The sequence below is a fragment of the Bordetella genomosp. 13 genome (assembly GCF_002119665.1).
Taxonomy (GTDB): Bacteria; Pseudomonadota; Gammaproteobacteria; order Burkholderiales; family Burkholderiaceae_B; genus Bordetella.
On the sequence record NZ_CP021111.1, the window covers coordinates 601,278 to 624,090 of the forward strand.

A 22,813-nucleotide genomic window follows, 5' to 3' on the forward strand; every position below is an offset into this window, starting at 1 on the left:
GCAGGGCGCCTGCTGCTTGCCGATGGCGCTCAGGCGCCCGGGCCCAGTCTTGCGTGCTCCTGGCTGCACCATGAGCGGCCATCGATCTGTACGGCTTCGGAGCGCGGCAGATGGATGCCGCAATGGGCGCAACGGACCATGGTTTCGGCCGGCGTGGCCGGGCCACCCTTGCCGCGGACGGGCCGGTCGGCCGCCGGCTGCCGCCCCTTGTCGACGCGCGCCGCGGCGCGCGCATTGATGATGCGCCATGCGACCAGCACCACTAGCACGATGAGAACCCACAACAGCAGCTTGCTCACGTCAACCTCTATGCAATATCACTTCGAGCACGAACCGGCTGCCCGTATAGGCCAGGATCAGCAGGGCAAAGCCGGTAAGCGTCCAGCGCAGCGCCACGCGGCCGCGCCAGCCGCGGATGTGGCGACCCAGCAGCAGCACGCCGAAGGTCAGCCACGACAGCAGGGTGAAGACGGTCTTGTGGTCGAAAGGCAGCACCTGGCCCGTGAGGCTGAGCGAGGCCACCGATCCCAGGCACACCGCCATCGTCAACACCACGAAACCGATCCAGATGACGCGGAACAGCAGTTGTTCCTGCATCAGCAGCGGGGGCTGCACGTCGAGCACCCGGCCCACGAGGCCGCGCTCGCCGGGCGCGGCCTGGGGGCGATGCAGGTGCCGGTCGAGCAGCGCCATCAGCGTGGCCTGCAGGGCGGCGATGGTGATGAGCCCGTAGGCGGCCAGTGCCACCAGCAGGTGGGCGCGCAGCCAGTTGCTGTCGGCGTGCTGTACATACACGCCCTGCGGAAATACGGCGGCCAGCAGGGTGACCAGCATGCCGGCCGGCACCAGCAGCAGCTGCAGGCCGTCCAGGCGCACCAGCAGGCTTTCGAGCCAGAACACCACCAGGCCCAGCCAAACGGCCGCCGACAGCGCCAGCGCCCAGCCCACGAACAGCTGGCCCGAGCCCAGCATCGCCTGGTAGAGGCCGATGCCGTGCAGCACCAGCGCGGCCAGCAGCCACAGGCGAGCCGTGCGCCCTGCCTGCTCGACGCTGTCCGCGCCCTGCTGCAGCCGGCGGCCCAGCACGACACCCAGCGTCGCGTACGCCAGGGCCGCCCCGGCGTGAAATACAATGCCTGGTGACATAGAAACCGTCGTTTGGATGGAAGCACGCGGGCGCAGCCGCCCGCCGCAGCTTCGGTTCAGCCGGCTAGTGTAAGCGAAACGTCTCTCATGCTCGATAACCTTACCCAACGACTGTCGCGCGTCGTCAAGACGCTGCGCGGCGAAGCCCGCCTGACCGAGGCCAATACCCAGGAGATGCTGCGCGAAGTGCGCATGGCGCTGCTGGAGGCCGACGTGGCGCTGCCGGTGGTGCGCGACTTCGTCGCGCGCGTGCGGGAAAACGCGCTGGGCGAAGAGGTGGCCGCCAGCCTCAGCCCCGGCCAGGCCCTGGTGGGCGTCGTCCACAAGGAACTGACCAGCCTCATGGGCGGCGACCTGGGGCCGACCGCCGGCGAACTGTCGCTGGCCGTGCAGCCGCCGGCCGTCATCCTGATGGCGGGCCTGCAGGGCGCGGGCAAGACCACCACCACCGGCAAGCTGGCGCGCTGGCTGGCCGAGGGCCAGCACAGCCAGGCCGGCCGCAAGACCGGCCGCAAGAAAGTGCTGGTGGTCAGCGCCGACGTCTATCGTCCGGCCGCCATCGAGCAGCTGAAAACCGTGGCCGCGCAGGCGGGGGTCGATTTCCTGCCGTCCGACGCCAGCCAGAAGCCCGAGGACATCGCGCGCAACGCCGTTGAGCACGCGCGCCGCCATCACTACGACGTGCTCATCGTCGACACGGCCGGCCGCCTGGGCATCGACGAGGCCATGATGCGCGAGATCCGCGCGCTGCACGACCTGGTCAAGCCGGTCGAGACGCTGTTCGTGGTCGACGCCATGCAAGGGCAGGACGCGGTCAACACCGCGCGCGCCTTCGCCGACGCGCTGCCGCTGACCGGCGTGGTGCTGACCAAGCTGGACGGCGACGCGCGCGGCGGCGCCGCCCTGTCGGTGCGTCACGTCACCGGCAAGCCGCTGAAGTTCGTCGGCGTCTCGGAAAAGCTCGACGGCATCGAGCCCTTCCACCCCGAGCGGATGGCGCAGCGCGTGCTGGGCATGGGCGACATCGTGTCGCTGGTCGAGCAGGCGCAGAAGAACATCGACATCGCCGAGGCGCAGAAGCTGGCGGCCAAGATCAAGTCGGGCAACAAGTTCGACCTGAACGACTTCCGCGAGCAGATCGGCCAGGTGAAGAAGCTGGGCGACATGAACTCGCTGCTCGAGAAGCTGCCGGCTCAGTTCCAGCAGGCCGCGGGCCAGCTGCAAGGCGGCCAGGCCGAGAAGCAGATGCGCCGCACCGAAGGCATCCTCAATTCCATGACCCCGGGCGAGCGCGCCAAGCCCGAATTGATCAAGGCCTCGCGCAAGCGCCGCATCGCCGCGGGCGCCGGCGTGCCGGTGCAAGAGGTCAACCGCCTGCTGTCGCAGTTCGAGCAGATGCAGGGAATGATGAAGCAGATGAAGAAGGGCGGCATGGCCAAGATGATGCGGGCCATGGGCGGCATGAAGGGGCTGGGGCGCTTCGGGCGCTGATGCCGCGGACGCGGCGCGCCCGGGGGCGGCGCGTCTTGCGGCGCCCGGCCGGTGCAGCGCCGCATGCGCACGGGCTACTTGTGTTGTTCCACCGCGATGGGGCGTTGTTGCCCGGTTTGCGGCTCTTCCAACTCGGGCCATGATGCCGGCAGCCGCCAGTGTTCCTGCAGATCGCGGCGCCCGAAGTTGCCGCTGCGGCGCAGGCGGGCATGCAGGCTTTCCCAGAAGCCGCCCAGCACCTGGGCCGGTTTGGGCCTGCCGTGGAATTTGACGATGATCGCATTGGCCAGGCGTGCGCTCGCGCGTTTGTGGTCTTTGCGATCCAGGCGGCGGGTCGTCTTGTAGCTGATGATCTGTCCATCCGGAAAGGTCATCGTGCGGTCCAGCATGTTGCGGGCCCGCAGGCTGAAATAGATGAACTCCTGGTCGCCCTTCACGGTCTGCACGTAGTGTTCGCCGGCGCGGAACGCGTCGTATATCACTGACAGCGCGCCCCTGCGGATGCGCATCACCGACGAGTTGAACCCCTCGTTGCGCCAGTGCGGCACGATGACCAGGTCGGCGGGCGAGTTGAACGCGAACTCCAGCATGTCCCGCATGTCGCTGCGGATGACCAGGCTGACGTCCATGTACAGGAACTCGGGCGCCGGCATGCCGTGCTCGGCGAACAGGCGCAGCTTCTTGGTGGTCTGCCGCATGTCCGGGCGTTCGAGCTCGTGCCAGTCGTCCAGCACGTGCACCTGCACGGCCGGGGGCACGTTGCGGGGCCGGTCCGTCATGCAATGCAGCGTGAACGGAATGGGGCAATGCCGCCGCAGCATGTTGTACAGGCGATGGATGTCGAGGTCGTCGAACGCCTCGCCGGTACTGACGCACACGGCGTGTAGATGGTCGGGCAGCATGGATCCGGGATTGTCCTGCGGTGCAAAAAAGGGAAGGGGGCGCAGTGCTCAGCCGCCGCCCACCGCCACCACGATCTCGATCTGGTCGCCATCGGCCAGCGCCGTCTGCGCGTGCTGGCTTTTGGGAACGATCTCGCCGTTGCGCTCGACCGCCACGCGCTTGCCCGCGTAGCCCAGGGTTTCGAGCAGGCCGGTGACGGTGGTGGCCGGCGGCAGGGGGCGTCGGTCGCCGTTCAGGGTGATGTGCATTTCCATGATGATGATCCGTCAGCCGCCGTTGGCGGCGTAGGCGGCGGTAGCCTGGACCAGGTGCGCCAGGATGCCGGGTTCGTCGAAGGCATGGCCCGCATCGGGCACCAGGTGAAAGCGCGCCTGCGGCCAGGCGCGATGCAGCTCCCATGCGGTGCGCGCCGGCGTGCAGACGTCGTAGCGGCCCTGCACGATGGTGCCCGGGATGCCATGCAGCTTGTATGCGTCGCGCAGCAGCTGGCCGTCGACTTCCATGAATCCGCCGTGCACGAAATAGTGGTTCTCGATGCGGGCGAAGGCCTGCGCGGCGCGGTCGGCGGCGTGGCTTTGCTGATGCCGCGGGCTGGGCAGCAGTGTGATGGTGTTGTCTTCCCAGCGGCTCCAGGCCTTGGCGGCGCGCAGTTGCTCCTGCGGGTCGGGGCTGGTCAGGCGCCTGCGATAGGCGGCCACCATGTCGCCGCGCTCTTCGGGCGGAATGGGCGCGAGGTAGTCTTCCCAATGGTCGGGAAACAGCCAGGATGCGCCTTCCTGGTAGAACCACTGGATTTCGGCGCGCCGCAGGCCGAAGATGCCGCGCAACACCAGTTCGCTGACGCTTTCGGGATGGCGCTGCGCATAGGCCAGCCCCAGCGTCGACCCCCATGAGCCGCCGAATACCAGCCAGCGCTCGGCGCCCATCACTTCGGTACGCAGCCGTTCGATGTCGGATACGAGGTGCCAGGTGGTGTTGTTCTCGAGGCTGGCGTGGGGTTGCGACCGGCCGCAGCCGCGCTGGTCGAACAGCAGCACGTTGTAGCGGCGCGGATCGAACAACTGGCGATGTACCGGCGAGCAGCCGCTGCCCGGGCCGCCATGCAGGAACACGGCCGGCTTGCCCATGGGATTGCCGGCCATCTCCCAATAGACCTGGTGGCCGTCGCCGGTATCCAGCATGCCGTGGCGATACGGCTCGATCGGTGGATACAGCATGGTCAGGCGGCTCGCTTGAAAATGAGGTCCCATACGCCATGGCCCAGACGCAGGCCGCGCGTCTCGAACTTGGTCTGGGGACGATAGTCGGGGCGCGGCGCGTAGCCGTCCACCGTGTTGCGAAGCAGCGGCTCGGCGCCCAGGACCTCGAGCATCTGCACCGCGTAGTCTTCCCAGTCGGTGGCGCAATGCAGATAGCCGCCCGGCTTGATGCGGCTGGCCAGCAGCGCCACGAAGGGCGGCTGGATCAGGCGGCGCTTGTGGTGGCGCTTCTTCGGCCAGGGGTCGGGAAAATACACGTGCACGCCGTCCAGCGAGTCGGGGGCGATCATGTCGCGGACCACCTCGACGGCATCGTGCTGGATGATGCGCAGGTTGGCGATGGACGAGTCTTCGATGCGGCGCAGCAGCGAGCCCACGCCCGCGTTGAACACCTCGACGCCCAGGAAGTTGTCCCCCGGGCGGGCCAGGGCGATCTTCTCGGTGGTCTCGCCCATGCCGAAGCCGATCTCGAGGATGGTGGGGGCCGAGCGTCCGAAGGCGGCCGCGGGGTCGAGCGGTTTCGGGGCATAGGGCAGCGACCACTTGTCCAGCAGGCGTTCCAGTGCGTCGCGCTGGCCCTGCGTGATGTGGCCGCGGCGGTGCACGAAGCTGCGGATGTGCGTGGCGCCCGGGCTGTCGGGCGCATGGGCGGCGGGTTCGAGCGCAGCCTGGGTGGCCGGCGACAGCGGGGCGGCCGGGTCGTTCTGTTCGGGAATGCGGGTGTTCATGGCTGGGATTGTAGTGGGCGGCGACGCTCCGCGTCCTGCGGCGTGAGGATCGGCCGGCCGGCCGAGGCAGGGGCGTAATCCCATCCGGTGCGCCGATGTGGACATCGTCCTCCTGGAGTAGCATCGGCGCATGAATCTCGCCCGTATCGACCTCACCACGCTCGCGCTGTTCATCGCCGTGGCCCGGCACGGCAGCATCTCGGGGGGCGCGCGCCATTCCCATCTGGCGGTGGGCGCGGCCAGCCGACGTATATCCGATCTCGAGAACGCGCTGGGCACGCCGCTGCTGTTCCGCAATGCCAGCGGCGTGGCCCTGACCGACGCCGGCCAGGCCTGCCTGGCGCACGCCCGCCGCGTGCTGCAGGAAATCGAACAGATGGCCGGCACGCTGTCCGACTATGCGCAAGGCGTGCGCGGCCAGGTGCGCGTCGCCGCCAATACCTCGTCCATCACGCAGTTCCTGCCCGAAGACCTGACGACCTTCATGGAGGCGCACCCGGCGGTCAACGTGCAGCTGGAAGAGCAGAACAGCAGCGACGTGGTGGCGGCGCTGGTGGAGAACCGCGCGGACGTGGGCATCGTGGCCGACCGCACGCCCATGCAGGGCCTGCAGACCATGCCGTACCGGCTGGATGAGCTGGTGCTCGTCACGCCGCCAGGCCATCCGCTGGCGGGACGCCGCCGCCTGGACTTCGCCGACACGCTGGACTACGACTACGTGAGTCTCCCGCCGGCCACTTCGCTGGCCATGCGCCTGGCCGAGGCCAGCGCGCAGCTGGACAAGCCGATGCGGCTGCGGATCCAGGTTCGCAGCTTCGACGCGATCTGCCGGATGGTGGCGGCAACCGGCGGCGTGGGACTGTTGCCGCGCCTGGCGGCGGAGCCGCATGCCAGGTCGATGCGGTTGCGGTTGATCCCGTTGACCGACGAGTGGGCGCATCGCGGATTGCTGCTCGCCGTGCGGGACGTGGAGACGTTGACCGTTGCGGCTCGTTCGCTCGTGATGCATCTGCGCAGCGACGAACCGTAACGGGAGGGGGGGGTTGGAAGGGGGGTGTCTTTGTGGAAGGTTTGGGTTCTTCAGACGCATCGTTGGGGTGGGCGGGCTGGCGCGGGGCGTCCCGGCCAAGTCGTCGGGCTCGGGCGCGCCATCAGGCGCCCTCGGTCCCCTTCGGGGACTTCCCCTCCTCCAATTGGCCGTGCCACCCCACCCACCCCAACGATGCTGCATGAGATCAAATTCCTCGACGGCGTTGGCTTCGTGCGGTGTGGGATTGGTCTATGGCGGCGTCGATGAATGCGCGGCACTGAAGACGTGGTGAGAGACAGGGCTTCTATCGCCCTGCATACACCGCACCATAGACGAGCGGTTTTTCCCATCGCCCAATCAACATTGTCTTGAGTCCTTCATGATCCCTTCGCGGCCGTGCCGGCCAATTGGAGAGAGGGAAGCCCCCGCAGGGGGCCGAGGGCGCCTGATGGCGCGCCCGAGCCGAACGACTTGGCCGGCACGGCCGCGAAGGGATCATGAAGGACGCCTCAAGAACCCAATGTTGATCCCTTTCGCATACCGAGAAACCCCTTTTCCCGTAAAGTCGATTCCCCTTGGCGCGGCTTTGCGCGCAGACTTTCGGACCTGACAGACGGATACGTCGCACAACGGAGGAGACATGGCTGCGCAGATACTGGCCGGCATACGTGTGCTGGAACTCGGCCAATTGATCGCCGGACCTTTTGCGGCCAAGACGCTGGCCGATTTCGGTGCGCAGGTCGTGAAGATCGAGCCGCCCGGGCAGGGCGATCCCTTGCGCAAGTGGCGTCTGTTGCATGAGGGCACCTCGGTGTGGTGGGAGGCCCAGTCCCGCAACAAGCAGTCCGTGTGCGTGGACCTGCGGCAGCCCGAAGGACAGGACATCGTTCGCATGCTGGCGGCCGAGACCGACGTGCTCATCGAGAACTTTCGTCCCGGCACGCTCGAGAAATGGGGCATGTCGTGGGAGGCCCTGCATGCCCTCAATCCGCGGCTCATCATGCTGCGTGTCTCCGGCTATGGGCAGACTGGTCCCAAGGCGCGCGAGCCGGGCTTTGCCGCCATCGGCGAGGCCATGGCGGGCGTGCGATACCTGAATGGCGAACCGGGCCGGGCGCCCGTGCGCGGCGGCCTGTCGTTGGGCGACACCATTGCGGGGCTGCATGGCGCGCTGGGCGTGATGCTGGCCCTGTACCAGCGCGATGCGCGCGGGGGACAGGGGCAGGTGATCGACGCGGCGCTGTACGAAAGCCTGTTCAACCTGACCGAGAGCCTGCTGCCCGAGTACTCGGTATTCGGCACGGTGCGCCAGCCTTCCGGCGCGGCGCTGCCCGGCATCGCGCCTTCCAACGCCTATCTGTGCCGCGACGGCTACGTGCTGATCGCGGGCAATGGCGATGGCATCTTCGTGCGGTTGATGACGCGCATCGGCCGTGCAGACCTGGCGCAGGATCCCGGCCTGGCGCGCAACGATGGCCGCGCCGCCCGCGTGGAGGAGCTGGACGCCGCCATCGGCGCGTGGACTGCCGACCGCAGCATCGACGAGGTGCTTGAGGCCATGCGCGAGGCCGACGTGCCGGCCGGGCGCGTGTATTCCGTGGCCGACATCGCCGCCGACCCGCACTATCGCGCGCGCCAGGCCATCGTGGGCGTGCAGGCGGCCAGCGGCATCCAGGTCGAGATGCCCGCCGTGTTCCCCATCCTGTCGGGCAATCCCGGCGAGGTCCATCATCGCGCGCCCACGCTCGGCGAGCATACCGATGCCGTGCTCCAGGCCGCGGGCCTGGACGAGACGCAGCGGGCGCACCTGCGCGCCCAGGGAGTCATCGCATGAACCAGGGTCCCGCCCGCATCGAGATCAACGAGGTCGGGCCGCGCGACGGCCTGCAGATCGAGAAGGCCATGGTGGCCACCGACGACAAGGTGGCTTTCGTCGACGCGCTGTCCGAGTGCGGCTTCGCGCGCATCGAGGTCACCAGTTTCACGTCGCCCAAGGCGATTCCCGCGCTGGCCGATGCGCAGGAAGTGATGCGCCGCATCCGGCGCAAGCCGGGCGTGGTCTACACCGCCCTGGTGCCCAACATACGCGGTCTGGAGCGTGCGCTGGAGTGCGGCACCGACGAAATGAATCTGGTGATGTCTTCCAGCGAGACGCACAACCGCGCCAACCTGCGCATGACGCGCGAGCAGTCGCTGGCCGAGTTGACGGCGGTGCTGCGCGCCGCGGGCGAGGCCGGCGCGCCGTGCAACGTCTCGTTGTCGACCGTGTTCGGCTGCCCGTTCGACGGCGACGTGTCGCCCGACGAGGTGATGCGCCTGGCGCACAGCCTGGTGGACGCGGGCGCCGTCGGCATCACATTGTGCGACACCACGGGCATGGCGTATCCGACGCAGGTGGCCGAGCTGTGCGAGCGTGCGGCGCGCGAACTGCCAGGCGCCGCGCTGACCGTGCATCTGCACAATACGCGCGGCATGGCCCTGGCCAATGCGGTGGCGGCCTGGCAAACCGGCATCGTGCGCTTCGACGCGGCGGCCGGCGGCCTGGGCGGCTGTCCGTACGCGCCCGGCGCCAGCGGCAACGTCAATACCGAAGAGCTAGTCCACATGTTCGCCTGCATGGGCGTGGACACCGGGGTGGCGCTGCCGCCCTTGATGGACGTGGTGCGCGGTCTGCCCAGGCTGGTCGAGCGCGAACTGGCCAATCCGCTCATCGCGGCGGGCCCGCGGCTGGCCACGCACGAGCCGCCGGCCTGGCTGGCCGAGCGCTTCAGCCCGGGCTGACGGCGGGCAGGCTCGCTCACATTCCCTTTTTCGATTCCGCCGTTCCTTGCGGGCGGCGGGGGCGCGCTCGCGCGCGCCATCCTGCTGCAACGACTTTCACAACATCCAGGAGACGACTCATGACTTTCCGCTTTGCTCGCAAACCCATGCACTCGCTATTGCTCGGCCTGGCGGCCGGCGCCGCCATGCTGGTGTCGGCAGGAACCGCCGCGGCGGCTGAGTATCCCGACCGCCCCATCTCGCTGATCGTGTCGGCGGCGCCCGGCGGCACCACGGACATCGCGGCGCGCCTGATCGCCCAGCCGCTCGCCCAGGCGCTGGGCCAGAGCGTGGTGGTGGAAAACCGCCCGGGCGGTTCGGGCGGCATCGCGGCGCAGGCCGTGGCGCGCGCCAAGCCCGACGGCTACACGCTGCTGCTGCAGTACTCGGGATTCCAGGTCATCACGCCCAGCGTGATGAAGAACATCGGCTGGGATCCGATCAAGGACTTCGCGCCCGTGGCGAATGTGTTGTCGGCGCCGCAGGTCATCGTGGTGCGTCCCGGCCTGCCCATCAACAGCCTGAAGGAACTGGTGGACTACGCCAAGGCCAACCCGGGCGGGCTGAACTACGCGTCCTCGGGCAACGGTTCGCTGCAGCAGGTCGCCACCGAGCTGCTGAACCAGATGGCCGGCATCAAGACCACGCACATTCCGTACAAGGGCACCGGCCCCGCGCTGAACGACCTGCTGGGCGGGTCGGTGGACATGACCATCACCACGCCGCCGCCTCTGCTGGGCCAGATCGCCGCCGGCAAGCTGCGCGCGTTGGCCGTCACGGGCGAGAACCGTCTGCCGTCCCTGCCCGATGTGCCCACCGCCGCGCAGGCCGGCTACCCCGACCTTCAGGTCTCGTCGTGGTTCGCCATGTATGCGCCGGCGGGCACGCCGCCCGAGGTGGTGAACAAGCTGGCCGGCGAGATCGAGAAGATCATGAAGACCGATGCGTTCCGCCAAAAGGCGGCGGAGCAGGGCGCGGAAGCGCGCTTCATGGGTCCGAAGGAGCTTGGCGACTACACCCGCGAGGAACTCGCGCGCTGGAACAAGGTGGTGAAGGCCGCGAACATCACTGCGGAGTAAGGGCCTCGTGCATTGCCGTGCGGTAGAGCAGGATCGTCATGGAGCCAGGGTATTGACCGCCCGCGAGTATCCGGACAGCCACAGGCCGTGCGGCACGCGCGACGCTTGCGCCGCGAGCTCGTCGTTGTCTTCGAACATGGAGGGAGCGTCGTCCCGGTAAGGTTCGCCCGCGGCACGCGCCTGGCGCAGCAGCGGCGCGCTGTCGCGCGCCGCGTATCCGTGGAAGTCCACCGACTCATCGGCAGGCACCAGCACGACCAGCAGTTCCTCGTGCTGCGCGCCGATCTGTCCGGCGCCGTAGGTATAGGCCTGGGGGCTCGAACGCGACAGCTCGCTCCGCAGCGCGGGCGGCGACAGCGGACCGGACAGCGGCATGGCGCCGAGCATCTCGGGCAGATGCGCCGGCAGCGTGCGCGCCACGATGGCCTTCAGGTCGGCCTCGATATTCGCCACGTCGAAGATGTTCAGGCGCGTGTCGGCCAGGAACTCCGGGTCGAGCGTCACGCTGGTCACCTGCGGCATGTGCGCGGGCAGGGAAGCATCCGGGTCCACCTGCACGCACAGCAGGCCGGGCTGCCCGGGCGTGGCCGCGAAGCACAGTTGCGTGCGGATCAGCACGCTGAAGCGAAAGGCTCCGTCGATGCGCAGCCGCGAGGAAAGGTTGTGATATTGGGCGGCGTTCACCTCGATCCGCCATCTCAGGAGACCGCCGCAGCCGGGCGCCAGCTGTATGGCGTCGATCAAGCCTTGCGCCAGCCGGCCCGCGGTGCTGCTGCCCTGCAGGTCGACGGGACCACCGCGCCTCCATTGAGGCGTCGGCCGGGCGCCGGCCAGGAGGGCTTTGTTCAGGGTGCTATATTTCACCGCGCATACCACCTCCCAGCCCGGTGCGGCTTCGATGGGGGGTATCGTGCCCGGCATTGTGCGGTCGGCCGGGTGCGTGGATGAATCCGTCATGGCGTCTGTCCTTTCCTTTCAGACGACGCCGGGGGGCATGCGGGAGGCTCGGGCGATGCGATCGGTCCTGGATGCTTCCTGGCGTCTTGTAACAGACCTTATCAAACCCGAACATATATCGCCCCATCGCAGGTTTGCCGAAATGCAGGGTACGTTTGCCGGACGGAAAAATATTTGCAGCGAGGGGCCGCACTGTCGCCTGCACGCCACGCCATCCAGCCGCGGCGTGGAAGAATGCGCTCCATGACTGCCTCCCCGACCCAACCTGGCACGGGCCCCTTCGCCGGCCTGCGCGTGCTCATCGTCGACGACTGTGCGGAAGACCGCATGCTGCTGATGGATTTCCTGGGCAGCCAGGGGTGCCGGGTGTATATGGCTGTCGATGGCCACGATGGATATCGCAAGGCCCAGCTGGTCGTGCCCGACCTGGTGTTGATGGATGTCACCATGCCCGTCTGCGACGGACTGGCTGCCTGTCGGCTGCTGAAGGCCGATCAGGTCACGCGCGGCATCCCGGTCATCTTCCTTAGCGCCGCCGTGCTGCCCGCCGAGCGCGTGGCGGGCCTGGCGGCGGGCGCCGTCGACTACGTGGCCAAGCCCTTCGACTTCGAGGAAGTGCGGCTGCGCGTGCTGGTGCACCTGCGGGGATCCCTGCCGGCGGCGCGCCCCGCGCGGCAGCCGCAGGCCGCTGACGCCGAGGCGAGTCCCTCGCTGGACGGCGTGCTGTTCCGCGCGGCGCGCAAGATGCTCTCCGAGCGCCTGGACCGCACGCCCGAGCTCGAAGAGCTGGCCCATGCGGTGGGCACCAACGCGCGGCGGCTGAACATGGCGTTCCGGCGCTGCGCCGGCACCACGGTATTCGAGTTCCTGCGCGAAGAGCGCATGCGCGAGGCCCGCAGGCTGCTGTGCGATACCGGGCTGGATATCCAGGCCATCGCGCAAGCCGTGGGCTACGGCAATCGGGGCAACTTCAGCACCGCGTTCCGCGAGCGTTTCGGCATGTCGCCCAGCGCCCTGCGCCAGGCGCCCGGCGCCGATGTCTAGCGGCTGGCTGCCGGCCTGGCGCGGCCGATCGCGCGGCGTCATGTGGGCGCTGTGCCTGGCCTGCCTGTGCGCCTGGCTGCAGGTGTGCGGCGCGGCCCGGGCCGAGCCCTTGCCCGCGGCGGTGGATCTTGCGCAGGCGCCAGGCCATCTTCCGCTGGCGCCGCATCTGGCCGGATTCGAGGACCCCACAGGTGCGCTGGACGCCGCCCAGGCATTGCGGCACGACTGGCAGCCGGTATCCGGCCGCATGCTCAATCACGGCTTCACTCCGGTGGCGGTCTGGCTGCGCGCGGAATTTTCCAACGGCAGCGACCGTCCGCAGACCCGCTGGCTGTCCATAGGCGTGCCGCGCCTGGAGGACGTGCGCTTCTTCCTGTTCGCGCCGGGGCAGGCCACGCCGCGCGCCGCCCAGCTGTCCGGCAACCGCCTGCCGCTGGACAACGGACCGGTGCCCTCGGCGCTATCGGTGTTTCCGGTCACTCTCGAGCCCGGTGAGCGGGCTACTGTGCTGGTCCGCGTGCAAAGCCGTTCGGCCGTCAGCATCGACCCCGCCTTGTGGGAGCCCTCCGTCTTCAGGGAAGCGGATGAGCGCACCAGCGTGATTCTCATGCTGCTGGAAGGCGCGCTGGCCATGACCGCCATCTATGCCGTGGTGCAGGGCGTGGCGCAGCGCGATCGGGTCTTCCTGTTGTTCGCGGCCGCGATGGTGACCGAGATTCTCTACAGCCTGTCCTTCCAGGGCCTGCTGTATCGCTATGTGCTGACCGATGGCGGCGAGGCCGTGCTGCGCGCGCCCAGCGTGCTGGGGTCGCTTGCCACGGTCTTCTTCAGCGCGATGGTCATGCTGTTCGCCGAGCTGCACCGCATCCGGTTCTGGAAGTGGGCGTATATCGGGCTGATCGCCTGCGCCGCGGGCGGCGCGCTGTGGGCCGCGCTGGGCGACTACCGCGTCAGCGCGCAGACGATGATCGGCGTGATCTTCCTAGGCAACGTCATCTGGGTAGTGTCGATGATCCATGCGTGGCGTCGCGGCCACGCCAATGCGCGCCTGATCCTGCTGTCGTTCGCCATCTATTGCGTCGCCCTGTTTGCGAGGCTGGCCTTCGTCCATGGCCTGCTGCCGGGGCATTGGGGCGGCGGGCCCGAGGTCGCGTGGGACCTGTTGTTCGTCACGTTGATGATGTCCATGATTCTGTACGGGCGGTCGCGCCAGCTGCGCCAGGCCCGCGAGACCGCGCAGCGCGAACTGCTGGATGGGCGCGCCCGCGAGCAGGAGCGCCTGGAGCGTGCCGTCACCGAGCGCACGCAGGCGCTGCAGGCCGCGCTGATCGCCGCCGACGAGGCCAGCCGGGTCAGGCAGGACTTCCTGGCCCGCATCAGCCACGACCTGCGCACGCCGCTGACTTCCATCATCGGCTTCGCGGACTTGATCCAGGCGGGCGGCCGCGACGATGCGCCGCGCGGCGCCATCATCCGGCGCAGCGCCGACCACATGCTCGGCATGGTCAACGACCTGATCGACTACGCGGCCGGCGCGGACGGCCAGGCCGTGCGGCTGGCGCCGGTGTACGTGTACGCGCTGCTGGATACCGTGGCCAAGGAGAGCGCCAGCCTGGCGGCCCGCCACGGCAACCGCTTCATGCTGGACGTGCAGGAGGGCCTGCCGCCCGTGCTCGAGATGGACGGCAAGCGCGTGCGGCAACTGCTGGGCAACCTGATCGACAACGCGGTGAAGTTCACGCGCGACGGCACGGTGTCGTTGCGGGTGGGCTATGCACCGCCTGCCGACAGCGGTTCGGCAGTCGTCACGCTGGCCGTTGCCGATACCGGGCGCGGGATCGCACCGCAGGATCTGCAACGCATCTTCGAGCCTTTCCAGCGCCTGGACCAGGCGGACGACCAGCCGGGCGTGGGCCTTGGGCTGGCGATCGTGCAGCAGTGGGTGCAGCGCATGGAAGGAACGCTGGCGGTGGAAAGCGCGGCGGGCGCGGGTACCGTGTTCACGCTGACTCTGCCGGTGCAGCCGCTGGACGAATCGCAAGTGGTGCAGCGTTACGTGCAGGATGCCGCGGGCGTGTTGCCGGCGATCGACGGGCAGGGCCGGCGCATCTGGCTGGCTGAAGACACGCCCGAGATCCGCGACTTTCTCGCCGAGGAGCTGGCCAGCCTGGGCTTCGGGGTGGAGAGCGAAGGCGACGGGCTGGCGATGCTGGCGCGGATCCAGGCGCCCGATGCGACGCCTCCGGATCTCATCCTGACCGACCATCACATGGCCGGCGCCGACGGCACCGCCGTGCTGGCCGCCGCGCGAGGCCGTTGGCCGGGCGTGCCGGTGGTCGCGGTCTCGGCCACGCCGCATGCTACCGGCTCGGCGGACGACGCGAGCGACGGGCCGGCCTATGACGCCAGCCTGCTCAAGCCCGTGAACCTCGCCGAACTGCGCAATACCCTGGCGCGCCTGCTGGACCTGCCTCGCACGGACGCAGCGCAGTCTGCGCCCGCGGCGCCTCATGCAGGGATGCTGATGCCTCCGGCGGGTGCCTTGGCGCACGGGCGCAGGCTGCTGGATAGCGGCGCCGTGACCGATCTGCTCGATTGGGCGGACGGGCTGCAGGCCGAAGACGCGCGCCTGGCGCCGTTCTGCGACGAAGCGCGGCGGCTGGCTCGTATGGGAGACCTGGCGGGGTTGCAGGCGTTGTGCGAGGGAGGGGCGGCGTAGGTGCTGCCGGCCAGGCTTTCTGAGTTAGAATCCCGAGTTCGACGCACCGCATGGACAACGCGCCATGCGATCGGTGCGTCGGCAGTGCCGCAGCATGGCGGCATTGCGTCGATGCGGGTGTAGTTCAATGGTAGAACGGCGGCTTCCCAAGCCTCAAGCGTGGGTTCGATTCCCATCACCCGCTCCACCGCATCAATCTGCGGACTTCCGCAGAAGTCCAAGAGAGTCTGTAAGTCGTTGCCACGCAAAGACTTTTCCTCTCTTTGATGTTCTGCTGTGGTCCACTGCGATCCGCCTACAGCCGGGACTTTTAAGTCCACAAACAAGTCCATTTTTGCGGGCGCGGCTGATTCCGGATTGTTGATGGAGGGGCGAGGTCGACGTGACCAGCATCTGGTTCCTGACTCATGTTCAGGAGCAAGAGCATGGCACTCTCAGACCTGGCCGTTCGACAGGCCAAGGCAACTGGCAAGGCATACACCCTCCCTGACTTGGATGGCCTCTCCCTGGCCGTCACGGCGGCAGGGGGCAGGACTTGGCACTTCCGCTACTACTGGGCGGGCAAGCAGAAGCGGATGTCGCTCGGCACCTACCCGGAGGTGACGCTTCGAGAGGCCCGCAGCCTACGCGATGACGGCCGCGCCCTGCTGGCCAAAGGCATCAATCCTCGCGTTCACCGCAAGCAGAAGCGCACCGCTGTCCGGCTCGCCGACGAAAACACTTTCGAGGCGGTGTATCGCAAGTGGCTCAAGCATCGCGGGCTCAGCCTCAAGGAAGGCCGGCAGACGACTCTCTCGATCCTTCCGCGCATCTTCGACAAGGATGTGCTGCCGACCTTGGGCAAGCGGTCGATCTATGAGATTAAGCGTCCCGACCTCTTGGAGGTGATCGCCAAAATCGAGAAGCGCAGGGCGCTCTCCGTCGCCGAGAAAGTCAGGACGTGGTTCAACCAACTGTTCCGCTACGCGCTGGTGATCGTGCCGGGCCTGGAGCAGAACCCTGCCTCCGATCTCGATGTGGTGGCGCTGCCACTGCCACCCGTCAACCACAACCCGTTCCTGCGCATGGCCGAGCTGCCCAAGCTGTTGCAGCGGCTGCGGAGCTATCGCGGCCGGCGGCAGACCCAGCTCGGGCTGCGGCTATTGCTGCTGACGGGCGTGCGAACCGGTGAGCTGCGGCAGGCGACGCCGGATCAATTCGATCTGGACCGTGGGCTGTGGATCATCCCGCCCGAGGTCGTGAAGCAACTCCAGGTGGACATGCGCAAAAAGCGGCAGCAGCCGAAGGACATCCCGCCATACATCGTGCCACTGTCGATTCAGGCCATGGAGATCGTCCGGCACCTGCTGGATGAGTTCAAGCCGGCCCAGCGCTACCTGTTCCGGCACGACAGCGACTTGAAGAAGCGCATCAGCGAGAACACGCTCAATGGTGCGCTCAAACGCATGGGCTATCAGGAACGCCTGACCGGACACGGTATCCGTGGCACGATGTCCACTGCGCTCAACGAGATCGGCTACCCGAAGGTCTGGGTGGATGCACAGCTCTCGCACGTCGATCCCAACAAGGTCAGCGCGACCTACAACCATGCCGAGTACGTGGAGCAGCGTCGCCGCATGATGCAGGACTGGGCCGATCGGCTCGACCTCTTCGAGCAGAACCAGGTCGAGGCGGCCAGCATGCCGCTCACCGTGCATCTGGAAGGCGTGCCCGCGTTCCCGAATGAGCAAACCGCAAGCGCACCCTCCACGCCGGTTGCCGCTTCGCCAATCCTGCTCGTGACGAAGCCGGGTGACGCCATGCCGTTGGTTTCTGCCGCCACACATCGGCTGCCGGCGGTTCCGCCCCCTCGATCAGCCGCGCCGCTGGTGCCTTCGGACATTCAGCGCGAGAGGATGGAGCTGTTCGATGTCTTCGAAGCGCCGCACAACCTTCCCGTCGCTGCGTTTGCCAAGATGGCGGGCAAATCCCGCAGGTGGATCAGCTACGAGATCAAGGCGGGCAACTTGCTGGCGTTGAACGTAGGCAACCGCGGCCAGCGCGTGCCGGACTGGCACCTCGACCCACTCAAGCACGAGCTGATCCAGTCCGTCCTGAAGCTGACCAGGGGTGCGGACCCTTGGCAGATCTACCATGCACTGCTGCAACCGCGCTCGATGCTGCGGGGGTGTTCGGCACTGGAGGGCGTGACGGCCGGCAATCTCGACAAGCTCGTGATGGCGGTGAGCACGACCGTAAAGGAAAACGAGTGGTCCCCGCAGCAGGCGAGGTTGGCCTGAGCGGCGCGCGGCGAACGCCGGCCTCTCGGGCTTGGCATGCATCCCGGTAAGATGCCTATCGAACTGCGCGTCGAGAATGCAGACTCTGATCGCTCATGACCACCCAGTCTGATTGATCTTGGTTAGTAATTCAGACAGCGTGATCGAGCCAACGGCGGGACTCGACCCATAGCAGCCGGCGGTTCAACAGAAGACCGGTCATTCCTGTAGCGAAGGACTAAACCGCTCGCGCGGTAACCCTTCGACGAAGCGTTGAGTGTGTTCGTGGCGCCCGTTGTTCTGCCATGTTGACGGGCGAGGCAATCCGCCTCGCCTATCGACTGGAGCAGAGCCATGGTCTCATTGACGCCCAACGTCTCGCCACTGCGCCAACGCATGATCGAAGACATGCGCATGCGCAAGATGGGAGGCAAGACCCAGATCGGCTACATCCGCGCTGTGCGCCGACTCGCCGCGTTCCTGAAGCGTTCGCCGGACACCGCCGACGCCGACGAGCTCCGGCGCTTCCAACTGCACATGGTCGACACCGGCACCTCGCCGGCCACGATCAACAGCACCCTCAGCGGACTGAAGTTCTTCTTCGACGTCACGCTCGGCCGCGCCGATCTATTGGTCAAGATGCAGCCGGTGCCCCAGCCGCGCAAGCTGCCCGTCGTGCTGAGCTGCGAGGAGGTCGCACGCCTGATCGCCGCGGCGCCGAACCTCAAGTCCCAGGCGGCGCTGTCGGTGGCGTACGGCGCGGGGCTGCGCGCCAGCGAAGTCATCTCCCTGAAGGTCACCGACATCGACAGCGAGCGCATGACGCTGCGCGTCGAGCAGGGCAAGGGCCGCAAGGATCGCTATGCCATGCTCTCGCCGATCTTGCTCGAGCGGCTGCGCGCGTGGTGGCGCCTTGGACACGCGCAAGGCAAGATGCTGCCTAACGGATGGCTGTTCCCCGGCATGAACGTGACGGACCCGTTGACCACGCGCCAACTCAACCGCGCCATCCACGCTGCAGCTGAAGCCGCGCACATCGACAAGCGCGTGTCGATGCACACGCTGCGGCACAGTTTCGCCACTCACCTGCTCGAGCAGAAGGTCGACATCCGTGTGATCCAGGTGCTGCTGGGCCACAAGCGGCTGGAGACCACTGCCCTGTACACGCACGTGGCGACCGAAGTGCTGCGCAAGGTGATCAGCCCGTTGGAGAACCTGCCACCGTCATAGGCGGCCGGTGGGGCGCGCCGCCCTCGAAGTTGCCGACATCTTCCGCATCCACGGACCCGCGTGGCGCGAGGCGCGGCGCGGTCATCTGAGCCTGACGCAGCTCAAGGTCATGTCGGCCATCGAGCAGTGCCGCAGCGCGGCGCTGGGCGGACACGTGCTGCGCTGCGAGGGCTGCGGCACGGACACGGTCGCCTACAACTCGTGCCGCAACCGGCATTGCCCGAAGTGCCAGAGCAGTGCGGCGCAACGCTGGCTCGAGGCGCGACAGGCCGATCTTCTGCCGGTGGACTACTACCACGTGGTCTTCACGCTGCCGGCGCCCATTGCCGACATCGCGTACTACAACAAGGCCGTGATCTATGAGCTGCTGTTCGACGTGGCAGCCGAGACGCTGCAGACCATCGCTGCCGACCCCAAGCACCTCGGCGCTCGCATCGCCGTCACGCTGGTGCTGCACACCTGGGGCTCGGCGCTCACGCACCACCCGCATGTGCACGGGATCGTTCCAGGCGGCGGCCTGTCACCGGACGGCCAACATTGGATCTCGTGTAAGCGGGGCTTCTTCCTGCCCGTGCGCGTGCTGTCACGGCTGTTCCGGCGGCGCTTCCTCGAAGAACTCGGCCGTGCGCACGCCTGCGAGCGGTTGCAGTTCTTCGGCGAGTACGCCGCGCTCAGCGACGCACGCGTGTTCGCGCGGTGGCTGGCGCCGCTGCGCAAGTGCGAATGGGTGGTCTACGCCAAGCGGCCGTTCGCCGGGCCTTCAGCCGTGCTGGCCTACCTGTCGCGCTACACGCACCGCGTGGCGATCTCCAACAGTCGACTCGTCGCGATGGACGAGCGCGGCGTCACGTTCCGCTGGAAGGACCATCGGGCCAAGGGCCGGACGCGCCACAAGACGATGACACTCAGCCCCGACGAGTTCATGCGCCGCTTCCTGCTGCATGTGCTGCCCAGCGGCTTTCATCGCATCCGTCACTACGGGCTGCTCGCCAACAGAGTGCGCAAGAGCAAGCTGGCACTTGCGCGCGAACTGCTGCACGTGGCGCCTGCCCCGGACGCACCGAATGCCGAACCCGCGGCACAACAGCCGCGCGAGCGACCGACCTTCGTGTGCTGGCATTGCGGCAGTGCGATGCACGTCGTCGAGGTTCTGGCGCGCACCCCGCCCATTCGCGCACCGCCGCATCCGGCGGATTCGCCATGACTGCCGTCGCACGCCGGCACTCAATCCGCGCGCTGGCCATGATCCATTCATGGCCGGCACAGCCGGCATGCGCCCAACGGCACGATCGCGGCGATCAGGGGCAACGGCGTCTCTGCCAAACCGCATGCGTTCGAGCGCACGGCTATCGGTTCGACGGTAGCAGCCAGCGGTTCTTCAACTCGCTCGACGCCGAGACCTCGAGACGATCTGCCGAATCCCCATAGGCCGCGCGCGTTCTCAAACCACGGCGACACATGCCGCGGTTTCCTCCCTCGAGGTTTGTCCAACACCTGCCCTCGGTCGGTGTCGCTCGCGGCATCGCCTCTGATCCGGGCAGGTGTCGAACAAACCTAAACGAAGGGCGACCCCAACGACTGCAGCTTCGGCGAGACCAAGGCGCCCGCGCGCACGCTGAAGTGAAACGCGTCGGCAGCGGCAAATCACGGTCGCTCGATGGTCATGCGCGGAGCGGCACTGACCTGGCTGGTGCGGGCCGTCGTCTTCAAAGACTTCACCGTGGATGCCTTCGCCGTGTTTGTGCTTGGTCGCGCGGCTCGGCCGGCTGGCTGCATCGGTGCCGTCTACGCCGAGGGGGCAATGGTCTGCAGGGTCCGGACTCAGGTCGTCCAGCGCATCAGCGTCACGAGCAGCACCAGGACGCCCAGGCCGAGGTTGATCGAGACCCATGTACGAACCTGCGCCAAGGCTGCACCACCGCCGGCCCACTCGGACGCTGTTACGGCCTGGCTGAGCCTCTTGAAAAGCACGAAGCGGATGTGCATGAAGATCGCCACCATGACGACTCCCAGCACTGCCATGACGGTCCAGGCCAGCGGCATCTCGAAGTTGCCCCCCGACTGCACCACCTGCTTGGCCACACGACCCAGCATCCACACGCCACTGGCCAGAGTCAGCAGCGAGGCCACCAGCACGGCTTGGAAGAAGCGCCCGAGCACATCGTGCATCAGCCGCAGCCGCACTGGCGACTCCAGCTGGGCGACCGCCGGTCGCAAGAAGAAGTGCGCAAACACCATGCCGCCGATCCATACGATCATGGACAGCACGTGCAGTGTTTTCAGGGTGGCGTAGATCATCGATCAGTCCCATTCAAAGTCAAACCCATCCCAGGATCCACTCGCTGCCCCAGATCCAGGTCATAAGCAACAGGCCGGTCGTGGTTGTCAATGCCACACCTGACATCAGCAGCCCCAAGATCACTGCAATGCCGTCGCGAAACACCAGTCCGAGCCCGATGAGCATCAGCGCCAGCGCTGGCAGCAGGTTGCCGAAGGGGATCGGCAGCACCACGATGATGGCCATCAATCCGACCACCACGGCAAGCGCCGATCGCCAGGTCGGCCCCACGAGGTGGCTCAGCCGAGCCCTGGCGTGGCGGCCAGCCATCTCGTAGGCAGAAGCCAGACCCTCCAGCACCCGCCGTGCCCAATGGCGCGGCAGTTCGAGATTGGCGACTCCTTGCGGCAGGCATGGCTCGCCTTGACCCCGCCACATGGCGACGGCCAACGCCGCCATCCCAACTCCAAGCACCGTGCCCACGCCCGGCACCGGCAGCAGGCAGGGCATGGCCAGCAACAGCAGCAACGTACCGTGGGCCTCCGGCCCGTGGGCTTGCGCCATCGCCCGCATTGACACCCCTTCCTCCCGAAAGGCTGCGGCCGCGTCGCGCAAACGCTGCGCGATCGGCAGCGTCATGCGTACTCACCCGCAGCCGAGTGCCCGCGCGTCTTCGCAGCCGCTCTGCGCGCCCAGTACCACCGGGCCCAGGCAGGCTTGCCGACGAAGTCGGCCGAGAGGAAGGGAAGCAGGAAGTCCATGGTTCCGTTTCAGAGGATGGAAGAGACGACAGTTCCAGCGCCACACAGGCCGCCGAAGACGCCCAGCAGCGGATCGCGTGCTCAGCCAGCCGCCAGTGAGGAACCGGCGTTGGGCCCGGATCCGCCGCTACTGCGGCGGCGCCACAGCGCAATGAGCAGATGCAACCCGGCGCCCAGCAGCACAAGCAGCACGCTGCCGATGCCCCAGACCACCCACGTCGCCACCGTCACGCCACCAGCCAGGGTCGGTGCGGCCTGCAGCAGGCTGTCGATCGCGGGCCCCAGGCCGGCCAGCAGCTGGCTCGCCCACTGCGCGATTTCCGGCGGCACCCAGGGCGCCAGCCAATCGGGCAGGGCCATGGTGGCGACGCCCGATGCGGCACCGGGCATCGCGCCGGCACTCGAAACCGCCCAGACCGCAACGGCATGCAGTGCCCAAGCGGTGACGGACCAGAACGCCAGCAACGCGACGACGACGAACCAGTTGAGGGCGTAGAACATGATGGGATCTCCGTGAGCGACAGACTGAACGACAGTGTGGCGATGGAAACGCTCTAAACAAACCATGGTCCTTCACACTTGGGGTTCGGTTTTCCTGAACCTCAGGTGCCAGCCGATGGCCGCCATCGTCAGCGCTTCAGAGCGCCCTGGTGCCCGGCGGTGCCCATCGAGCCCCCGCGGGGGGCTCAAGAAGTAACCGAACCACGATTGCTTGAGAGTCGTCACCGGGAAAGGCCGCCCTATGTTCGACATCAAGGGCGCGCGGATATCGCGCCGGCCGACCCCGTAGGCGGTGTGGGCCGCAGCCCGGGAGCATGTTTCAGCGCTAGTTGCACCAGCAGATGCGCCGACACCGGCGCGGTCAGGAACAAGAACAAGGCAATCAGCGCCTCATGAAAGCTGGGCTTGCCGGCCACGGCGGCCACCAGCGCCGATGCCAGTAGCACGCAGCCCACGCCCAGCGTGGTGGCCTTGCTCGGCCCGTGCAGGCGCTTGAAAAAGTCAGACAACCGCGCCAGGCCAATCGACCCGATCAGCGCGAAGGCGGCACCGATCACCAGCAGCGCGGCGGCCAAGGCGTCAGCCCATAGGGGTAGGTTCTGGATCATC

The 22,813-nt window shown here is 67.6% G+C and carries 21 protein-coding genes and 1 tRNA gene; 11 read left to right on the forward strand and 11 right to left on the reverse strand.

From position 1 onward, the window contains the following. Positions 1-29: 29 nt before the first annotated feature. On the reverse strand, positions 30-299 hold the full coding sequence (locus tag CAL15_RS02740) for a PP0621 family protein (RefSeq protein ID WP_086077231.1): 270 nt from the start codon (positions 297-299) through the stop codon (positions 30-32). A 1-nt stretch (position 300) separates the two neighbouring features. Then, positions 301-1,146, reverse strand: coding sequence for a cytochrome C assembly family protein (locus tag CAL15_RS02745; protein ID WP_086077232.1), 846 nt, complete (start codon positions 1,144-1,146; stop codon positions 301-303). An 87-nt stretch (positions 1,147-1,233) separates the two neighbouring features. On the opposite strand from CAL15_RS02745, the gene ffh reads away from it, so the two are divergent. After that, positions 1,234-2,637, forward strand: a complete 1,404-nt coding sequence (gene ffh / locus CAL15_RS02750; protein WP_086077233.1) for a signal recognition particle protein — start codon at positions 1,234-1,236, stop codon at positions 2,635-2,637. A gap of 74 nt (positions 2,638-2,711) precedes the next feature. Here the strand turns inward: ffh and CAL15_RS02755 are convergent, their stop codons facing one another. From CAL15_RS02755 to trmB, 4 genes are read right to left on the reverse strand one after another with little or no spacing between them, the layout of a single operon-like run. Next, positions 2,712-3,539: a hypothetical protein gene (locus CAL15_RS02755; RefSeq protein WP_086077234.1), complete on the reverse strand. Its 828-nt coding sequence runs from the start codon at positions 3,537-3,539 to the stop codon at positions 2,712-2,714. A gap of 48 nt (positions 3,540-3,587) precedes the next feature. Further along, a complete protein-coding gene (gene thiS / locus CAL15_RS02760) occupies positions 3,588-3,788 on the reverse strand; it encodes a sulfur carrier protein ThiS (RefSeq protein WP_086080891.1) in 201 nt (66 codons plus the stop codon). A gap of 18 nt (positions 3,789-3,806) precedes the next feature. Continuing rightward, positions 3,807-4,757 carry a prolyl aminopeptidase gene (pip, locus tag CAL15_RS02765; protein ID WP_086077235.1) on the reverse strand — a complete coding sequence of 317 codons (951 nt, stop codon included), beginning with the start codon at positions 4,755-4,757 and terminating at the stop codon, positions 3,807-3,809. 2 nt (positions 4,758-4,759) lie between these two features. Next, complete coding sequence (gene trmB, locus CAL15_RS02770; RefSeq protein ID WP_198299130.1) at positions 4,760-5,527, reverse strand: tRNA (guanosine(46)-N7)-methyltransferase TrmB; 768 nt, start codon at positions 5,525-5,527, stop codon at positions 4,760-4,762. 130 nt (positions 5,528-5,657) lie between these two features. On the opposite strand from trmB, the gene CAL15_RS02775 reads away from it, so the two are divergent. From CAL15_RS02775 to CAL15_RS02790, 4 genes are all read left to right on the forward strand, one after another. Further along, positions 5,658-6,557 carry a LysR family transcriptional regulator gene (locus CAL15_RS02775; RefSeq protein ID WP_086077237.1) on the forward strand — a complete coding sequence of 300 codons (900 nt, stop codon included), beginning with the start codon at positions 5,658-5,660 and terminating at the stop codon, positions 6,555-6,557. Positions 6,558-7,197: 640 nt separating this feature from the next. After that, positions 7,198-8,391 (forward strand): CaiB/BaiF CoA transferase family protein, encoded by a 1,194-nt coding sequence (locus tag CAL15_RS02780; protein WP_086077238.1) that lies wholly within the window; start codon positions 7,198-7,200, stop codon positions 8,389-8,391. Continuing rightward, positions 8,388-9,338 carry a hydroxymethylglutaryl-CoA lyase gene (locus CAL15_RS02785; RefSeq protein WP_086077239.1) on the forward strand — a complete coding sequence of 317 codons (951 nt, stop codon included), beginning with the start codon at positions 8,388-8,390 and terminating at the stop codon, positions 9,336-9,338. The genes CAL15_RS02780 and CAL15_RS02785 overlap by 4 nt, the downstream gene beginning before the upstream one ends. A 119-nt stretch (positions 9,339-9,457) precedes the next feature. Further along, complete coding sequence (locus CAL15_RS02790; protein WP_232468103.1) at positions 9,458-10,456, forward strand: Bug family tripartite tricarboxylate transporter substrate binding protein; 999 nt, start codon at positions 9,458-9,460, stop codon at positions 10,454-10,456. Between the two features lie 36 nt (positions 10,457-10,492). Here CAL15_RS02790 and CAL15_RS02795 read toward each other — a convergent pair whose 3' ends face one another. Continuing rightward, positions 10,493-11,413, reverse strand: coding sequence for a hypothetical protein (locus CAL15_RS02795; protein WP_086077240.1), 921 nt, complete (start codon positions 11,411-11,413; stop codon positions 10,493-10,495). 234 nt (positions 11,414-11,647) lie between these two features. Between CAL15_RS02795 and CAL15_RS02800 the strand changes: the two genes are divergently transcribed. The 6 genes from CAL15_RS02800 to CAL15_RS02825 all read left to right on the forward strand — a co-directional run bounded on the left by CAL15_RS02800 (position 11,648) and on the right by CAL15_RS02825 (position 19,868). Further along, complete coding sequence (locus tag CAL15_RS02800) at positions 11,648-12,457, forward strand: response regulator transcription factor (RefSeq protein WP_420042532.1); 810 nt, start codon at positions 11,648-11,650, stop codon at positions 12,455-12,457. Beyond that, entirely contained in the window at positions 12,450-15,176 is a 2,727-nt protein-coding gene (locus CAL15_RS02805; protein ID WP_232468104.1) for a hybrid sensor histidine kinase/response regulator, read from the forward strand. The genes CAL15_RS02800 and CAL15_RS02805 overlap by 8 nt, the downstream gene beginning before the upstream one ends. Positions 15,177-15,289: 113 nt before the next feature. Then, a tRNA-Gly gene (locus tag CAL15_RS02810) sits at positions 15,290-15,363 on the forward strand. A 238-nt stretch (positions 15,364-15,601) separates the two neighbouring features. Next, on the forward strand, positions 15,602-17,455 hold the full coding sequence (locus CAL15_RS02815) for a tyrosine-type recombinase/integrase (RefSeq protein WP_033470438.1): 1,854 nt from the start codon (positions 15,602-15,604) through the stop codon (positions 17,453-17,455). Positions 17,456-17,788: 333 nt separating this feature from the next. Further along, positions 17,789-18,664, forward strand: a complete 876-nt coding sequence (locus CAL15_RS02820) for a tyrosine-type recombinase/integrase (protein WP_086077241.1) — start codon at positions 17,789-17,791, stop codon at positions 18,662-18,664. A 7-nt stretch (positions 18,665-18,671) separates the two neighbouring features. After that, positions 18,672-19,868 (forward strand): IS91 family transposase, encoded by a 1,197-nt coding sequence (locus CAL15_RS02825; protein WP_086077242.1) that lies wholly within the window; start codon positions 18,672-18,674, stop codon positions 19,866-19,868. A 617-nt stretch (positions 19,869-20,485) separates the two neighbouring features. Here CAL15_RS02825 and CAL15_RS02830 read toward each other — a convergent pair. The 4 genes from CAL15_RS02830 to CAL15_RS02845 form a co-directional block, all read right to left on the reverse strand. Then, positions 20,486-20,962, reverse strand: coding sequence for a CopD family protein (locus tag CAL15_RS02830; protein WP_086077243.1), 477 nt, complete (start codon positions 20,960-20,962; stop codon positions 20,486-20,488). Between the two features lie 19 nt (positions 20,963-20,981). After that, positions 20,982-21,581 (reverse strand): exopolysaccharide biosynthesis protein, encoded by a 600-nt coding sequence (locus CAL15_RS02835; protein ID WP_086077244.1) that lies wholly within the window; start codon positions 21,579-21,581, stop codon positions 20,982-20,984. A gap of 203 nt (positions 21,582-21,784) precedes the next feature. Continuing rightward, on the reverse strand, positions 21,785-22,204 hold the full coding sequence (locus CAL15_RS02840) for a hypothetical protein (protein ID WP_086077245.1): 420 nt from the start codon (positions 22,202-22,204) through the stop codon (positions 21,785-21,787). A 251-nt stretch (positions 22,205-22,455) separates the two neighbouring features. Further along, positions 22,456-22,812: a Na+/H+ antiporter subunit G gene (locus CAL15_RS02845; RefSeq protein WP_086077246.1), complete on the reverse strand. Its 357-nt coding sequence runs from the start codon at positions 22,810-22,812 to the stop codon at positions 22,456-22,458. Between the last annotated feature and the right edge of the window lies 1 nt (position 22,813).

Bases quoted from the DNA above. Each gene is read 5' to 3' on its own strand.
- CAL15_RS02820 (WP_086077241.1), top strand. From the start codon at position 17,789: ATGGTCTCATTGACGCCCAACGTCTCGCCACTGCGCCAACGCATGATC.
- CAL15_RS02840 (WP_086077245.1), bottom strand. From the start codon at position 22,204: ATGTTCTACGCCCTCAACTGGTTCGTCGTCGTCGCGTTGCTGGCGTTC.
- CAL15_RS02755 (WP_086077234.1), bottom strand. From the start codon at position 3,539: ATGCTGCCCGACCATCTACACGCCGTGTGCGTCAGTACCGGCGAGGCG.
- CAL15_RS02830 (WP_086077243.1), bottom strand. From the start codon at position 20,962: ATGATCTACGCCACCCTGAAAACACTGCACGTGCTGTCCATGATCGTA.
- CAL15_RS02780 (WP_086077238.1), top strand. From the start codon at position 7,198: ATGGCTGCGCAGATACTGGCCGGCATACGTGTGCTGGAACTCGGCCAA.
- CAL15_RS02785 (WP_086077239.1), top strand. From the start codon at position 8,388: ATGAACCAGGGTCCCGCCCGCATCGAGATCAACGAGGTCGGGCCGCGC.
- trmB (WP_198299130.1), bottom strand. From the start codon at position 5,527: ATGAACACCCGCATTCCCGAACAGAACGACCCGGCCGCCCCGCTGTCG.
- CAL15_RS02845 (WP_086077246.1), bottom strand. From the start codon at position 22,812: ATGATCCAGAACCTACCCCTATGGGCTGACGCCTTGGCCGCCGCGCTG.
- CAL15_RS02775 (WP_086077237.1), top strand. From the start codon at position 5,658: ATGAATCTCGCCCGTATCGACCTCACCACGCTCGCGCTGTTCATCGCC.
- CAL15_RS02835 (WP_086077244.1), bottom strand. From the start codon at position 21,581: ATGACGCTGCCGATCGCGCAGCGTTTGCGCGACGCGGCCGCAGCCTTT.
- CAL15_RS02795 (WP_086077240.1), bottom strand. From the start codon at position 11,413: ATGACGGATTCATCCACGCACCCGGCCGACCGCACAATGCCGGGCACG.
- ffh (WP_086077233.1), top strand. From the start codon at position 1,234: ATGCTCGATAACCTTACCCAACGACTGTCGCGCGTCGTCAAGACGCTG.
- CAL15_RS02790 (WP_232468103.1), top strand. From the start codon at position 9,458: ATGACTTTCCGCTTTGCTCGCAAACCCATGCACTCGCTATTGCTCGGC.
- thiS (WP_086080891.1), bottom strand. From the start codon at position 3,788: ATGCACATCACCCTGAACGGCGACCGACGCCCCCTGCCGCCGGCCACC.
- CAL15_RS02745 (WP_086077232.1), bottom strand. From the start codon at position 1,146: ATGTCACCAGGCATTGTATTTCACGCCGGGGCGGCCCTGGCGTACGCG.
- pip (WP_086077235.1), bottom strand. From the start codon at position 4,757: ATGCTGTATCCACCGATCGAGCCGTATCGCCACGGCATGCTGGATACC.
- CAL15_RS02815 (WP_033470438.1), top strand. From the start codon at position 15,602: ATGGCACTCTCAGACCTGGCCGTTCGACAGGCCAAGGCAACTGGCAAG.
- CAL15_RS02800 (WP_420042532.1), top strand. From the start codon at position 11,648: ATGCGCTCCATGACTGCCTCCCCGACCCAACCTGGCACGGGCCCCTTC.
- CAL15_RS02805 (WP_232468104.1), top strand. From the start codon at position 12,450: ATGTCTAGCGGCTGGCTGCCGGCCTGGCGCGGCCGATCGCGCGGCGTC.